We start from the raw sequence: 12,930 nt of genomic DNA, 5'->3' as shown, positions 1-12,930 counted from the left end.
GGGTTGGCCTGCTCCGATTATATCGAAGCGGGCAGTCGCAGCAGGCCTGCCTGGACGGCTTGCGCCGTCCGTTATTTCCGATAGTATATTCGCCCGCCGCCGTTTTCACGAACTCTTATCGTACGCGCGGCCTTATTGCCCACCCGCCGGCCACACCACGCTGTCATCGACCACATACAAATGACAGGGCGCGCTGCTGCCCTGCTGGCAGGAGTCGAGCGCCCGCAGCGCCGGGCTTTCGCCCTCCTCGGCCCAGCCCCAGGCGCCGCTGGCCGAGACGGCAAACGCGCGCGGCTGCAGCTTGCCGAGAAAAACCCGGTAGGCGGCGCGGCCCGTTTCGGCCAGGTAGGGCACGGCGCCGACATCGCCGCGGCTGGCGAACCGCGTGGCCGGCGGCGGCGCCGGTTCGGACAGCGCCACCACCGGCGCGGCCGGCATGCCGATGCGGCGCAGGAAACGCTCGGTGGGCGCCAGCCACACGGCCACGCCGTCGCGGCTGCCCAGGGTCAGGTGCGCATCGCGCCTGAAGGCGCCATAGGCGAACAGCTCGGCCTGGCCGCCCGCCGCCGTATACGCCCGGTACAGGCGGCGCACCAGCGGCGGCGCGAAATAGCCATCGTTCTCGCCATACAGCCACAGGCTGGGTACCCGGCTGGCCGCGCCCAGGGCGGCAAAGGCCACGTCCAGCGCCGCCTGCCAGTCGCAGGCGCCGTCATCGACGCGCAGGCCGCCGGCAAAATTGAGCACGCCGCGCACGCCGGGCAGGGCCTGCGTGGCCAGCGACAGCGCGGCCAGGCCGCCATACGACTGGCCGGCGACGACGATGCGGCTCGTATCGATCCAGTGCTGGCGCCGCGCATAGGCCAGCGCATCGCCCACGTCGCGCGCCTGGCCGGCCGCATTGGCCGCCATGTCGCAGCCATGGTCGCGGTAGGCGCCCGTCGAGCCGGCATACCCGGCGCGCATCGGCAGCATCACGGCATAGCCGCGGCGCACGAATTCGGCGGCCATGTAGATGAAGCGCTCGCGTGGCTGCTGACTTGCCGGCCCGGGCTGCTTGCCATGATTCATCAGCAGCAGCGGAAACGGCCCGGGGCCGGGCGGCCGGAACACGGTCGTTTCCAGCTGTTCGCGGCCGCCGTCGCCGGACGGCACCATGATGACTTCTTCGCGCAGGCGCGCATCAGGCGGCAAGGTCAGCGCGCGGGCGAACAGGGGCAAGCTGGACAACACGCAGAGCAACAGGCGGCAAACGGACGGAAAAATGCGGCACTCCAGAGGGCAAGGCAAACAATTGCGTCGAGTCTAGTACGAAGCTTACGCAAAGCAATATTAAACAATTATCGCCAGCAACTTTTTTTCGCAGTGGCTATTTTCATTTACTTCGCCGCAAGGTGAAGTACTTAACACCGTGTCAATCTTGCCTGCTCTATGCTGAAGTTCTCGGCACAACAACGGCCGGTACCTACAAGGAGCATGGAATGCGCAACGCAATAAAACTCATCAGCCTGACGCTGGCACTGGCGTGCAGCGCCTCGATCGCCACGGCGCAAACGGCGCCGCATGCCAAAGATCAAAGCAAACCTGGCGTGGCCAGCCCGGCCGCCGACAATTCGGACATGAACGAACGCGACAAGGGCACTGCCAGCCAGACGCCACAGAAACAGTCGAACGCCAAGACCGACCGCACCCTGCTGGCCGAAGCGCGCAAGGCCGTGGTCAAGGACGAGTCGCTGTCGACCACCGCCCATAACGTAAAAATCCTCGTGAAAAACGGCGTCGTGACACTGCGCGGCCCGGTCAAATCGGCCGACGAAAAAATGAAAGTCGAAGAACTGATCAAGCCGCTGGCCGGCGTGAACAGCATCGACAACAAACTCGACATCAAAACCAACTAAGGAGATACACCATGAGCAAGAACGCCGTTTATTGCATCGCCCAGGAACACACCCAAGCCGAAGTCATCGTCAACTCGTTGAAAGACGCCGGCTTCTCGAACAACGATATCTCGGTGCTGTTCCCGGACAAGACCGGCACGCGTGACTTTGCCCACGAGCAAAACACCAAAATGCCGGAAGGCGCAGCCACCGGCGGCGTGGCCGGCATGGGCACGGGCGCCGTGCTCGGCTGGCTGGTTGGCATCGGCTCGCTGGCGATCCCGGGTGTCGGTCCCTTCATCGCGGCTGGCCCGATCATGGCGGCGCTCGGCGGCGCGGCCATCGGCGGCGCGGCGGGCGGCATCGTTGGCGGCCTGGTCGGCATGGGCATTCCGGAACTGGAAGCCAAGCAGTATGACGACAAGGTTCGCAACGGCAATATCCTGATCTCGGTACATACCGAATCGTCGGACCAGATCAAGGTCGTCAAGGAAATTTTCGAGCGCGCCAATGCGCATGACATCAAGTCGACCTCGGAATCGCACGCACCGACCTGAGTCGCTGCTGCATGATTTCAGAATGCCACCTGCGGGTGGCATTTTTCATGGGCAAGCCAAACAGGAGTAAACTGGCGGCATATTCCAGGGAGCCACCATGTCCATCTCCGCCCTCACCACCGGCACCGCAGGGCTGACCGCCAACCAGCGCGCGCTGGACGTGGCCGCCAACAATGTCGCCAACGCCAATACGCCGGGCTTCCAGCCGCAGCGCGCCCAGTTCCAGGAAAGCAGCCCGGCTGGCACCGGCGTGACCCTGTCGGCCGAAGGGCGCCGGCTGTCGGCCAGCGAAAACACCCCTGCCCCGGCGGACGCCAGCGCCGCCAGCCGCCCGAACGGCGTGGGGCTGGCGTCGGAACTGACCGACACCCTGGTCTACAAGGCCGGCTTCAACCTGTCGGCCAATGTCGTCAAGGCTGCCGACCAGGCGCTGGGCAGCCTGATCGACGTCAGGACCTGAGCAGTTACTTGCTAGCGGCTATCGATATGCCAGCCTGGTCGAGCGCCGCCAGCGCGGGCGCGATCAGCGCCAGCAGCCGCTCGGCCGGCACGCCATCCCTGGCCTGCACCGACAAGCCATGCAGCAGCGCCGCATAGCAGTCGCCCAGCGCCTGCACATCCGTTTGCGCCGTTAATTCCCCCGCCGCCTGCGCCGCGCGCAGCCGCTCGATCACCGCCTCGGTACGCGCGCGCCGGTGCTGCGCCAGCCAATCGCGGATGCCGTCATTGCCGGCGCTGGTATTGGTGGCCGCCGTCACCACCATGCAGCCCTGCGGCTGGCCGCTGCGCGTGTACAGCAGCACGGCCGCTTCCAGCATGCGCGCCACCGCCTCGCGCACCGGCAACGGGGCGGCCAGCGCATGCACGGCAAACGCGCCCTCGCCCGTTTCATACAGCTCCACCGCTTCGCGAAACAGCGCTTCCTTTGAGCCGAACGCCGCATAGATGCGCGCCGACGCAATACCCAGCGCCTCCACCAGGTCGCTCATCGCCACCCCTTCATAGCCGCGCGCCCAGAACGCGTCGCGCGCTTTTTCCAGCGCCAGCGCGCGGTCAAATTCCCTCGGTCTTCCTGCCATGGTGCTGTATCCCTTTGCAAAACTGGCGGCCAGTATAACGCCTGCGCGCTGCGATTTTTGCCGCGGGTCTTGACCGGGGCCGAAATTTCGCCTATTCTTTGTCGATCGACAAACAATAGGAGCCGATATGAAAACCATCCAGGGACCGAGCTTGCACCTGGCGCAATTTGCCGCCGACACCGCCCCTTTCAACGACCTGCCATCGATTGCCGCCTGGGCCGCCGGCCTGGGCTTCAAGGCCCTGCAGATCCCCGCCTGGGACGCGCGCCTGTTCGACGTGGCGCAGGCCGCGCACAGCCAGCAATACTGCGACGATCTGGTCGCCATGCTGGCCGGCCATGGCCTGATCATCAGCGAACTGACCACCCATATCTTCGGCCAGCTGGTGGCCGTGCACCCGGCCTACGACGCGCTGTGCGACAGCTTCGCGCCGCCGGAACTGCAAGGCCAGCCAGACGCACGCACGGCGTGGGCGATCGAACGCATCAAGCTGGCGGCGATGGCCTCGAAGCGCCTGGGCCTGACCGACATGGGCACGTTTTCCGGCTCCTTCGCCTGGCCCTACCTGTTCCCGTTTCCGCAGCGCCCGCCCGGCCTGATTGAAGCGGCCTTCGACGAACTGGCGCGCCGCTGGCTGCCCATCCTCGACGTGTGCGAGGAACAGGGCGTCAACCTGTGCTACGAGATCCACCCCAGCGAAGACCTGCACGACGGCGCCAGCTTCGAGATGTTTTACGAGCGCGTCGGGCGCCATCCGCGCTGCAAGATGCTGTTCGACCCCAGCCACTTCGTGCTGCAGCAATTGAACTACCTCGATTTCATCGATATCTATAAAGACCATATCCGCATGTTCCATGTGAAGGACGCCGAGTTCAATCCGAGCGGCCGGCAAGGCATCTACGGCGGCTACCAGTCCTGGGAAAACCGCGCCGGACGCTTCCGCTCGCTGGGCGATGGACAGGTCGACTTCAAGGCCATCTTTTCAAAGATGGCGCAATACGACTACGCCGGCTGGGCCACGCTGGAATGGGAATGCTGCCTGAAGGACCAGGAGGCGGGTGCGCGCGAAGGCGTGGCCTTTATCAACGCCCACATCATTCCCGTCACGGACAAGATTTTCGACGACTTCGCCGGCGCGCCCGTCAGCCGCCAACAGATCGACCGCCTGCTCGGCATCCACCGCAACTGAACCAGGAATCAAGATGAACAACTTTACCCATGACTATGTCCGCATCCATCAACAGCGCCTGCACTGCGTCATCGCCGGCAGCGGCAAGCCCGTGCTGCTGATTCCCGGCTGGCCGCAGACCTGGTATGCCTGGCGCCATGTGATGGCGGCGCTGGCAGACGCCGGCTACCAGGCGATCGCCATCGATCCGCCCGGCAGCGGCCACTCCGACCGCCCCGCCGGCGGCTACGACACGGGCGCCGTCGCCGCCACCCTGCACCAGGCCATGCTGGCGCTGGGTCACGCGCAATACGACGTGGTCGGCCACGATATCGGCATGTGGGTCGGCTATGCGCTGGCCAGCGATTTTCCGCAGGCCGTGACGAAACTGGCGCTGACGGAAGCGGTGATACCGGGCCTGGCGCCGGCCCCGCCGATCTTTGTGGCGCCGGCCGACAATATCTTTTTATGGCACTTCATGTTCAACCAGGTGCCCGACCTGCCGGAAATGCTCACGGCCGGCAGGGAGCGTGAGTACATCCGCTTCATCTTCGACAAATGGTCGTACCGCCGCGACCAGGTGGCCGTGGACGTGTATGCGGAGGCCTACGCCACGGCGGGCGCCCTGCGCGCCGGCTTCGCGTATTACCGGGCAATCCCGGAGACCATCCGCCAGAACCTGGAACGGGCGAAGACACCGTTGGCGATGCCGGTGCTGGCCATCGGCGCCGAATACGCCACCAACGATGCGCCGCTGCTGACCATGCAGGGCAAGGCCGACGATCTGCAAGGCGCCATCGTGGCCGACTGCGGCCACTTCATCATGGAAGAACAGCCGGCCGCGTTTATCGGCCATTTGCTGCCCTTCCTGGCGGGAGCGTCCGCATGAGCCTCGATCCCTTGATCGCCGCGTATCTGGCGCAGACCGGCAATGCCGCGCCGCCGGCCACGCTGGACGCACTGCGCGCGGCCACCGACGCCGGCCTGCGCCAGCTGCACGGACCGCTGGAAGCCGTGGCGGACGTGCGCGATCATTCGGTGCCCGGCGTGCTGCCGGGAGACCCTGCATTGCGCGTGCGCGCGTATCGGCCGGCCGGCACGGACCCGGGCAGCACTTTGGCCGCCATCGTTTTTGCGCATGGCGGCGGCTGGTGCCTGGGGTCGCTGGAGCTGTATGACAACCCGTGCCGCGCGCTGGCCAACGCCACCGGCTGCGCGGTGTTCTCGGTCGATTACCGGCTGGCGCCCGAGCACAAGTTCCCCGTGCCGCTCGATGACTTTTACCGGGCGCTATGCTGGGTGGCATGCCAAGCGGACACGCTCGGCATCGCCGCGGACCAGTTGATCGTCGCCGGCGACAGCGCCGGCGGCAACCTGGCGGCAGCGGCGGCGCTGCTGGCGCGCGAGCGTGGCGGCCCTGTGCTGGCGCACCAGCTGCTGCTGTATCCGGCGCTCGATCATGCATTCGATACGGCCTCATACCATGCGTTTGCGGACGGTTATTCGCTGACGCGCGAAGCGATGCGCTTTTGCTGGTCGACCTACCTGACCGGCGCTGACGATGGCGCCAGCGCCCTTGCCTCGCCGCTGCGCGCGGCGTCGGTGGCCGGTTTGCCGCCGGCCACCGTGCTGGTGTGCGCATACGACCCGCTGCATGACGAGGGCGTGGCGTATGCGCAGCGTCTGTTCGAATCTGGCGTGGCGGCCGATTGCGTGTCACTGCCAGGCATGATCCACGCGTGCATCCATATGCTGGGCCTGGCGCCGGCCGCGCGCGGGCTGTTCGATGCGGCGGGCGCCGCCATCAGGCGCCGGTTTGCCGCTCAGGCGACCGGCGGCAGGTGCGCCAGCAATTTATCGAGCGTGATCGGATAATCGCGCACGCGCACGCCGGTGGCGTTGTAGACGGCGTTGGCGATCGTCGCCGGCACGCCGCTGATACCGAGCTCGCCCACGCCCTTGGCTTTCAGGGGGCCGATGGTGGCATCGACTTCATCGAGGAAGATCACGTCCTGGTGCGGGATATCGGCGTGCACCGGCACCTCGTAACCGGCCAGGTCGTGGTTGACAAAGAAGCCGGCGCGCCGGTCGACCACCAGTTCCTCCATCAATGCCGCACCGGCGCCCATGGTCATGCCGCCGATGATCTGGCTGCGCGCGGCCATCGGGTTGATGATGCGCCCCGCCGCGCAGACGGCCAGCATGCGCCGGATGCGGATCTCGCCGGTGGCGGCGTCCACCCCCACCTCGACAAAATGCGCGGCAAAGGTCTGCTGCGCATAGCGTTTCGACAAGTCGCCGTACTCCATCGCATCCTCGGCCTGCAGTTCGCCCTGTGCCACGGCGTCAAGCAGCGGCCGGCTATTGCCTCCCGAACGCACGCGCCCGTCGGCAAATTCCAACTCGCCGGCACCGAAACCGAGGCGCTGCGCCACCATGGCGCGCAGCTTGACGCAGGCCGCATACACGCCGGCCGTCGACGAGGCCGCGCCGAACTGGCCGCCGGAACCGGCGCCTTCGGGAAAGCGCGAATCTCCAAGGCGCACCACCACCGTGGACAGCGGCACGCCCAGCATCTCGGCCGCCGTCTGCGCCAGGATCGTGTAGCTGCCGGTGCCGATATCGGTCATGTCGGTTTCCACCGTCACGCCGCCATCCTTGCCCAGGCTGACGCGGGCGGCCGACTTGATCACGGGCGCGCCGCGGATGGCCGAGGCCATGCCCATGCCGACCAGCCAGCGCCCTTCGCGGCGCGCGGCAGGCGTGGCGCTGCGCTGGTCCCAGCCAAATTTCTGCGCGCCCATCTGCAAACATTCGACCAGCTGGCGCCGCGAAAACGGCTTGCCGGGCGACTCCGGGTCGACCTGCGTGTCGTTCAGGATGCGCAAGGCCACCGGATCCAGGGCCAGCTTTTCGGCCAGCTCGTCCATCGCGATTTCCAGCGCCATCATGCCAGGCGCCTCGCCCGGCGCGCGCATGGCGCTCGCCTCGGGCAAGTCCAGGTGGGCCACGCGCAAGCGCGTCATGCGGTTGGCGCCCGCGTACAGGATGCGCGTGGGCGCCGTCGCGGCCTCGGGGCGTTCACCCAGGTTGCCGGACCAGCTTTCGTGGCCGATCGCCGTGATCTTGCCGTCGCGGGTGGCGCCGATGCGGATGCGCTGGATGGTGGCGGCGCGGTGGGTGGTGTTATTGAACATCAGCGCGCGCTGCAAGGCCACTTTTACCGGACGCCCCACCTGTTTTGCGGCGACGGCGGCCAGCACGGCGTCGCACAGGATCGAGCCCTTGCCGCCAAAGCCGCCGCCGATAAAGGGCGCGACGATGCGCACGTTTTCTTTCGGCATGCCGAGGATTTTGGCGATGTCGCGCAGACCCCAGCCCACCAGCTGGATCGCCGTCCACAGGGTCAGCTGGTCGCCGCTCCACGAGGCGATCGTCGCATGCGGCTCCATCATGGCGTGCGCGTGGTCCGGCGTCGTATACATCGCGTCCACCGTGACGGGTGCACCGGCAAAGGCGCCGTCGAAGTCGCCGATGCCGGACGCTTGCGCGGGCTTGGCCGGCAGCAGCTGCGCCGTTTCCTTGGCCAGCGCCAGGTCGAATGCGCCTTCGCCGCGCGCATAGCGCACGCGCACCAGCCCGGCGGCGGCGCGCGCCTGTTCAAAGGTTTGCGCCACCACGATGGCCACCGCCTGGTGATAATGGTCGACCTCGGGCCCGGCCAGCGCCCGCGCCACATAAAAGGCGCCGACATCGAGCTTGCCCGCATTCTGTGCCGTGACCACGCCCAGCACGCCGGGCGCGGCGCTGGCGGCAACATGGTCAATCGCCTCGATGCGGCCCTTGGCGATCGCGGCGCCGACGATATAGCCATACACGGCGCCGGGTGCGGCCGCATGCTGCTCGTAGGCGTAGGGCGCCTGGCCCGTGGTTTTCAGGGGGCCGTCGATGCGTGGCGTGGCTTTGCCGACCACCTTCAGGCGGTCGATGGGATTGCGTACTGCCGGCGTATCGAATTTCATGCTTGCTTGCTCCTGTGTTCGCGGACATCATCGCGGGCGTCCAGCAGCACCGCTGCCAGGGTGCGTTCCACCAGCGTGATCTTGAACGCATTGTCGTGCGTCGGGCGCGCGCCTGCCAGCAGGGTCGCGGCCACCGCCGTGGCGCCCTGCGCCAGCTGGCTGTCCGCTGCCGCCATGCGCCACGGCTGGTGCGCCACGCCGCCCAGCGCCACCCTGCCGCTGCCGTCAGGCTGGACCACGGCCGCCACCGACACCAGCGCGAACGCATAGGACGCGCGGTCGCGCACCTTGCGGTAGAGATGCACGCCACCGAGTGGCGGCGGCAGGGTCACGCCGGTAATCAGCTCGCCCGCTTCCAGCACCGTTTCCAGCTGCGGCGTGTCGCCGGGCGGCCGGTAAAAATCGGCGATCGGGATCACGCGCGTGGCGCCGCCGGCGCGCACGGTTTCCACGCCGGCGTCCAGCAGCCGCATCGCCACCGCCATGTCGCTGGGGTGGGTGGCGATGCACGCGGCGCTGCCGCCGATGACCGCATGCTGGCGGCTGGCGCCGGCGATGGCGGAACAGCCGCTGCCCGGCACCCGCTTGTTGCACGGTTGATTGGTGTCGTAGAAATACGCGCAGCGCGTGCGCTGCAGCAGGTTGCCGGCGGTGGTGGCCTTGTTGCGCAGCTGGCCCGAGGCGCCGGCCAGCAAGGCGCGCGACAGGACGCCGTAATCGCGGCGCACGCGCGGGTCCGCCGCCAGATCGGTATTGCGCACCAGCGCGCCGATGCGCAAGCCACCGTCCGGCGTGGCGTCGATGCGGTCAAAACCGAGGCCATTGACGTCGACCAGGTGGCCGGGCGTCTCGATTTCCAGCTTCATCAGATCCAGCAGATTGGTGCCGCCGGCGATAAAGCGCGCGCCGGCAGTGCGCTGCGCCGCAACCGCCGCTTCCGCCGCCGAGGTGGCGCGCTGATAGCTGAATGCTCTCATGGCTGGCCTCCCGCTTCGCTGATGGCCTCGACGATATTCGAATACGCGCCGCAGCGGCACAGATTGCCGCTCATGCGCTCGCGGATTTCGTCGACGCTCAATAGCGGCTGTTCGGTCAGGCTGGCGCTCACATGGCTGGGCACGCCGCGCCTGATTTCGTCGAGCACGGCGACGGCCGAACAGATCTGGCCCGGGGTACAGTAGCCGCACTGGTAGCCGTCATGCCGGATAAACGCCGCCTGCATCGGATGCAGCTTGGCCGGCGTACCGAGCCCCTCGATGGTGGTGATCCGCGCGCCTTCGTGCATGACGGCCAGGCTCAGGCAGGCATTGATGCGGCGCCCGTCGAGCAGGATGGTGCAGGCGCCGCACTGGCCATGGTCGCAACCCTTCTTGGTGCCGGTCAGGTGCAGCCGCTCGCGCAGCACGTCGAGCAAGGTGGTACGGGTGTCCACTTCCAGCTGCTGCGGCTGGCCGTTCACGGTGAATGACACCTTGGCCATCACGGGCGCGGCGGCGGTAGCGCCGCTGCCCGCCTGCGCCAGTCCCAGGGCTGGCACACTGCCCAGCACCGCGCCCGCCTTCAACAGGCCGCGCCGGCTGATCCTGATATCGCTGAAATCATTCATGGCCGGCTTTCTGCAGTGCGGCTTGCGCCCGTTGCGCCGCCTCGGGGCTGCCTTGCTCGGCCAGCACGGCGAAGAATTGCCGCAGTTGCGGCACGCTCAAGCCCACATTCAGGCTGACCTTCACATGCGATAGCAGCTGCGCCTCGACCCCGCTCATGGCGGCCAGGGCGGCGACGGTGGCCAGTTCCCGGCTTTGCCAGTCGAGATTGCTGCGCGCAAAAATATCGCCGAACAGATGCGTTTTCAGATAGCGGTCGATCTGCGGCGCGAACGCAAACACGGGGCCCTGGACCGGCGCGCCGACCAGGCGCGTCTGGTTGGCGGTGCCCGCCGCCAGCAGCGCCTCGCCTTCGGGCGCCGGTTCGGACTCGATTCCTTGTGCATCCTCGATGCCACGCGCCTTGCGCTGTTCCAGCACCGCCATCAGGGCATTGAGCGCATTCAGGCTGCGCGGAAAACCGGCATACGCGTACAGCTGCACCAGGATCTCCTTGCAGTCGTTGACGCTCAAGCCGGCGTCCAGTCCCTGGCCCAAGGCCGTTTGCAGCTGCGCCATCTGGCCGGAAGCCATGAAGGCCGCGATCGGTGCGATGGCCTGCTGCTTCGGCGAGAGTGTCTGTGCTGTTTGCATGCTGGTCTTCTCCAGGGTTGTTTGTGCGGCGGCATGTTGACCGGCCGCCAAAGCCAGCGCCAGCAGCAAGGCGCGTGGCCACTTAGTTCGATAGATATTGTTCATCGCTGACTTTCTCCATCCATTGCACCGATTTGCCGTCCAGCGTGCCGGTCAGCGCGATATGCGTGAGCGCGCTGCCGGGCGCCGCGCCATGCCAGTGCTTGACACCGGGCGGGCACCACACCACATCGCCCTCATGCAGCGGCTGCACCGGCTTGCCCCATTCCTGGGTCAGGCCGGCGCCAGCCGTGACGATCAGGTACTGGCCACGCGGGTGGGTATGCCAGGCCGAGCGCGCGCCGGGCTCGAAGGTGACATAGGCGCTGCTCGCATTGATCTGCGCGTTGGCCGGCGACAGCATCCGTACGCGCACCTGGCCCGTGAAATACTCGGCCGGCCCGGCCGCGGGAGGCACGGCGCTGGTCGCCGTGATGGTTTGCGCCGCTTGCTGCGCGTGCGAAAAACCGCTGGCCAGGCTGGTGGCCGCCAGCAGTGCGCAGGGCAGGATATGTTTCATGGAGGGGCTCCTTTTGCGTTCAGGGCGTATCGCCGATGGTCTGGCGACCAATATAGCGGCTGCGCTATCGTGCGAATATGCCTGTATGTCGCATGGCCTTATTAGCTGCGCTAATCAATCGGGCTTGTCCAGCCATGTCGTGACCTGCGTGGTGGTGCGGCGCTCCTGGTCCGCTTCCAGCACAAAGGCCGGCAATATCGTGGCGCCTGTCGCGCGCCGCGCCAGCTGGGCCGCGCAATCGCCGGCGCCGTAGCCGCCATGGGTAATAAACGGGATCAGGGTCTTGCCGCGCCAGTCATGCAACGACAAAAAGGTGCGCACGGCCGGCGGCACGGTTTCGCCCCACACGGGAAAGCCAAGGTAGACCGTGGTGTACGCGGCCATATCGGCCAGCTTGCCGGCCAGCGGCGGCAGGTCGCCACGGTCGCGTTCCTGGCGCGCCTGTTCGACGGTCTCGAAATAGTCCGCCGGATACGGCCGCGCGGGACGGATTTCGAACAGTGCGGTGCGCCGCGCGCGTTCGATCACGCCGGCGATGACGCGGGTATTGCCCGAACGCGAAAAGTACGCCACCAGCACGCGCGAGTTTGCATCCGCTTGCGCCACTTCGCCAAACGGCAAGGCGGCCAGCCCCGCCATCACGGCGCGGCGGCCGGGGTTGTTGACTGACATGGCGGCCCTCCTCTACAGGATGATGAAGATCACACTGTAAGGGCCGCAAGACGATTTGATTAGCCGCGTTTCAAAGGATGCCGTTATTAGCGCGGCTAATCAATCCACCAGCTTGCGCACCTCGATCGCCTTGAGCCACTTGACATGGCGCGGCCCGGTGCGGATATCGCGCGCCGAGATCAGCGCGATCTCGCCATCGTTCTCGCCGAGCGCCTTGCCGTTCTTTTCAAAGTAGACCACCACGCCCTCGCCGGCCGGCGAGTTGTACAGCTCGCCCCATGAAAACACCACCGCGTAGCCATCGGTGGCGGTGGCGATAATGGCCAGCTTTTTCACGTCGTTGTGGCCGGGCGCATCGAGCACTGCCCGGTCGATGATATCGCGCAGGCGCACGCCCCGATAGCTGGTGATGGTCTCTGCCTTGTCGCCATTATGGCGCGTGACATCGAGCTTGCCGCCTGCGGCTACCGGCAACTGGCGCAGGTCGGCCACGCTCAAGGCCAGCGGATTTTCCACCATGCCGGTGACCGCCAGGCTGTGACTCATCTGGTCGCCCGCGATGGCGGTGGCGGTGGCGAACAGAGCGGCAAACAGGATGCAACGAAATAATCTCAACATGCGGGTTTTCCTGATGGTTGAACGTCTCAATCGCAATATACAGTGGTATATAACGATGCTCAAGCGACAAGCGGCAAAGGACGCGCGCAGGTCAAAAATCGGACAAAAATCGTGCGCCGCACCATTCCGCTATGCGAACGA

Annotated in this window: 15 protein-coding genes; 6 read left to right on the top strand and 9 right to left on the bottom strand. The window is 66.6% G+C overall.

The features are described 5' to 3' along the window. Positions 1 to 132: 132 nt before the first annotated feature. Positions 133 to 1,233, bottom strand: coding sequence for a dienelactone hydrolase family protein (locus ACP7B7_RS05595; protein ID WP_426075985.1), 1,101 nt, complete (start codon positions 1,231 to 1,233; stop codon positions 133 to 135). A gap of 248 nt (positions 1,234 to 1,481) precedes the next feature. Between ACP7B7_RS05595 and ACP7B7_RS05590 the strand changes: the two genes are divergently transcribed. The 3 genes from ACP7B7_RS05590 (at position 1,482) to ACP7B7_RS05580 (ending at position 2,894) form a co-directional block, all read left to right on the top strand. Continuing rightward, complete coding sequence (locus ACP7B7_RS05590; protein WP_426075984.1) at positions 1,482 to 1,898, top strand: BON domain-containing protein; 417 nt, start codon at positions 1,482 to 1,484, stop codon at positions 1,896 to 1,898. Positions 1,899 to 1,909: 11 nt separating this feature from the next. Beyond that, entirely contained in the window at positions 1,910 to 2,434 is a 525-nt protein-coding gene (locus tag ACP7B7_RS05585) for a hypothetical protein (RefSeq protein WP_065307680.1), read from the top strand. Between the two features lie 97 nt (positions 2,435 to 2,531). After that, a complete protein-coding gene (locus ACP7B7_RS05580; RefSeq protein ID WP_426075983.1) occupies positions 2,532 to 2,894 on the top strand; it encodes a flagellar basal body protein in 363 nt (120 codons plus the stop codon). Between the two features lie 4 nt (positions 2,895 to 2,898). Here the strand turns inward: ACP7B7_RS05580 and ACP7B7_RS05575 are convergent, their stop codons facing one another. Beyond that, positions 2,899 to 3,513, bottom strand: coding sequence for a TetR/AcrR family transcriptional regulator (locus tag ACP7B7_RS05575; protein ID WP_426075982.1), 615 nt, complete (start codon positions 3,511 to 3,513; stop codon positions 2,899 to 2,901). A gap of 127 nt (positions 3,514 to 3,640) precedes the next feature. Here ACP7B7_RS05575 and ACP7B7_RS05570 point away from each other — a divergent pair, with 127 nt between their 5' ends. Genes ACP7B7_RS05570 through ACP7B7_RS05560 form a run of 3 tightly spaced genes read left to right on the top strand, consistent with a single transcriptional unit; the run spans position 3,641 to position 6,556 of the window. Further along, positions 3,641 to 4,702, top strand: a complete 1,062-nt coding sequence (locus tag ACP7B7_RS05570; RefSeq protein ID WP_426075981.1) for a sugar phosphate isomerase/epimerase family protein — start codon at positions 3,641 to 3,643, stop codon at positions 4,700 to 4,702. Positions 4,703 to 4,715: 13 nt separating this feature from the next. Further along, the gene (locus ACP7B7_RS05565) at positions 4,716 to 5,570 is read left to right on the top strand and encodes an alpha/beta fold hydrolase (protein WP_426075980.1); all 855 of its coding nucleotides are present in this window, start codon (positions 4,716 to 4,718) and stop codon (positions 5,568 to 5,570) included. Then, a complete protein-coding gene (locus tag ACP7B7_RS05560) occupies positions 5,567 to 6,556 on the top strand; it encodes an alpha/beta hydrolase (RefSeq protein WP_308920169.1) in 990 nt (329 codons plus the stop codon). Before ACP7B7_RS05565 ends, ACP7B7_RS05560 begins: the two co-directional genes overlap by 4 nt. Here ACP7B7_RS05560 and paoC read toward each other — a convergent pair. The 7 genes from paoC to ACP7B7_RS05525 all read right to left on the bottom strand — a co-directional run bounded on the left by paoC (position 6,505) and on the right by ACP7B7_RS05525 (position 12,789). Beyond that, entirely contained in the window at positions 6,505 to 8,703 is a 2,199-nt protein-coding gene (gene paoC, locus ACP7B7_RS05555; RefSeq protein ID WP_426075979.1) for an aldehyde oxidoreductase molybdenum-binding subunit PaoC, read from the bottom strand. The two genes, ACP7B7_RS05560 and paoC, sit on opposite strands and share 52 nt — an antisense overlap. Then, positions 8,700 to 9,680, bottom strand: coding sequence for an FAD binding domain-containing protein (locus tag ACP7B7_RS05550; protein ID WP_308920167.1), 981 nt, complete (start codon positions 9,678 to 9,680; stop codon positions 8,700 to 8,702). Before ACP7B7_RS05550 ends, paoC begins: the two co-directional genes overlap by 4 nt. Further along, positions 9,677 to 10,309 (bottom strand): aldehyde dehydrogenase iron-sulfur subunit PaoA, encoded by a 633-nt coding sequence (gene paoA, locus ACP7B7_RS05545; RefSeq protein ID WP_308920166.1) that lies wholly within the window; start codon positions 10,307 to 10,309, stop codon positions 9,677 to 9,679. Before paoA ends, ACP7B7_RS05550 begins: the two co-directional genes overlap by 4 nt. Continuing rightward, positions 10,302 to 10,940, bottom strand: a complete 639-nt coding sequence (locus ACP7B7_RS05540) for a carboxymuconolactone decarboxylase family protein (RefSeq protein ID WP_308925623.1) — start codon at positions 10,938 to 10,940, stop codon at positions 10,302 to 10,304. Before ACP7B7_RS05540 ends, paoA begins: the two co-directional genes overlap by 8 nt. Before the next feature lie 82 nt (positions 10,941 to 11,022). After that, complete coding sequence (locus ACP7B7_RS05535; RefSeq protein WP_308925622.1) at positions 11,023 to 11,499, bottom strand: (R)-mandelonitrile lyase; 477 nt, start codon at positions 11,497 to 11,499, stop codon at positions 11,023 to 11,025. A 114-nt stretch (positions 11,500 to 11,613) separates the two neighbouring features. Beyond that, positions 11,614 to 12,171 carry a flavodoxin gene (locus ACP7B7_RS05530; protein ID WP_308925621.1) on the bottom strand — a complete coding sequence of 186 codons (558 nt, stop codon included), beginning with the start codon at positions 12,169 to 12,171 and terminating at the stop codon, positions 11,614 to 11,616. A gap of 99 nt (positions 12,172 to 12,270) precedes the next feature. Further along, positions 12,271 to 12,789, bottom strand: coding sequence for a molybdopterin-dependent oxidoreductase (locus ACP7B7_RS05525; RefSeq protein ID WP_308925620.1), 519 nt, complete (start codon positions 12,787 to 12,789; stop codon positions 12,271 to 12,273). Between the last annotated feature and the right edge of the window lie 141 nt (positions 12,790 to 12,930).

Source organism: Janthinobacterium sp. PSPC3-1 (assembly GCF_049896105.1).
Lineage (GTDB): Bacteria > Pseudomonadota > Gammaproteobacteria > Burkholderiales > Burkholderiaceae_D > Janthinobacterium.
This window is presented reverse-complemented; position numbering and strand designations above follow the sequence as displayed.

What these genes read in the sequence shown, in the direction of transcription:
- ACP7B7_RS05590 (WP_426075984.1), top strand. Translation starts at nt 1,482, where the DNA reads ATGCGCAACGCAATAAAACTCATCAGCCTGACGCTGGCACTGGCGTGC.
- ACP7B7_RS05585 (WP_065307680.1), top strand. Translation starts at nt 1,910, where the DNA reads ATGAGCAAGAACGCCGTTTATTGCATCGCCCAGGAACACACCCAAGCC.
- ACP7B7_RS05580 (WP_426075983.1), top strand. Translation starts at nt 2,532, where the DNA reads ATGTCCATCTCCGCCCTCACCACCGGCACCGCAGGGCTGACCGCCAAC.
- ACP7B7_RS05575 (WP_426075982.1), bottom strand. Translation starts at nt 3,513, where the DNA reads ATGGCAGGAAGACCGAGGGAATTTGACCGCGCGCTGGCGCTGGAAAAA.
- ACP7B7_RS05570 (WP_426075981.1), top strand. Translation starts at nt 3,641, where the DNA reads ATGAAAACCATCCAGGGACCGAGCTTGCACCTGGCGCAATTTGCCGCC.
- ACP7B7_RS05565 (WP_426075980.1), top strand. Translation starts at nt 4,716, where the DNA reads ATGAACAACTTTACCCATGACTATGTCCGCATCCATCAACAGCGCCTG.
- ACP7B7_RS05560 (WP_308920169.1), top strand. Translation starts at nt 5,567, where the DNA reads ATGAGCCTCGATCCCTTGATCGCCGCGTATCTGGCGCAGACCGGCAAT.
- paoC (WP_426075979.1), bottom strand. Translation starts at nt 8,703, where the DNA reads ATGAAATTCGATACGCCGGCAGTACGCAATCCCATCGACCGCCTGAAG.
- ACP7B7_RS05550 (WP_308920167.1), bottom strand. Translation starts at nt 9,680, where the DNA reads ATGAGAGCATTCAGCTATCAGCGCGCCACCTCGGCGGCGGAAGCGGCG.
- paoA (WP_308920166.1), bottom strand. Translation starts at nt 10,309, where the DNA reads ATGAATGATTTCAGCGATATCAGGATCAGCCGGCGCGGCCTGTTGAAG.
- ACP7B7_RS05540 (WP_308925623.1), bottom strand. Translation starts at nt 10,940, where the DNA reads ATGCAAACAGCACAGACACTCTCGCCGAAGCAGCAGGCCATCGCACCG.
- ACP7B7_RS05535 (WP_308925622.1), bottom strand. Translation starts at nt 11,499, where the DNA reads ATGAAACATATCCTGCCCTGCGCACTGCTGGCGGCCACCAGCCTGGCC.
- ACP7B7_RS05530 (WP_308925621.1), bottom strand. Translation starts at nt 12,171, where the DNA reads ATGTCAGTCAACAACCCCGGCCGCCGCGCCGTGATGGCGGGGCTGGCC.
- ACP7B7_RS05525 (WP_308925620.1), bottom strand. Translation starts at nt 12,789, where the DNA reads ATGTTGAGATTATTTCGTTGCATCCTGTTTGCCGCTCTGTTCGCCACC.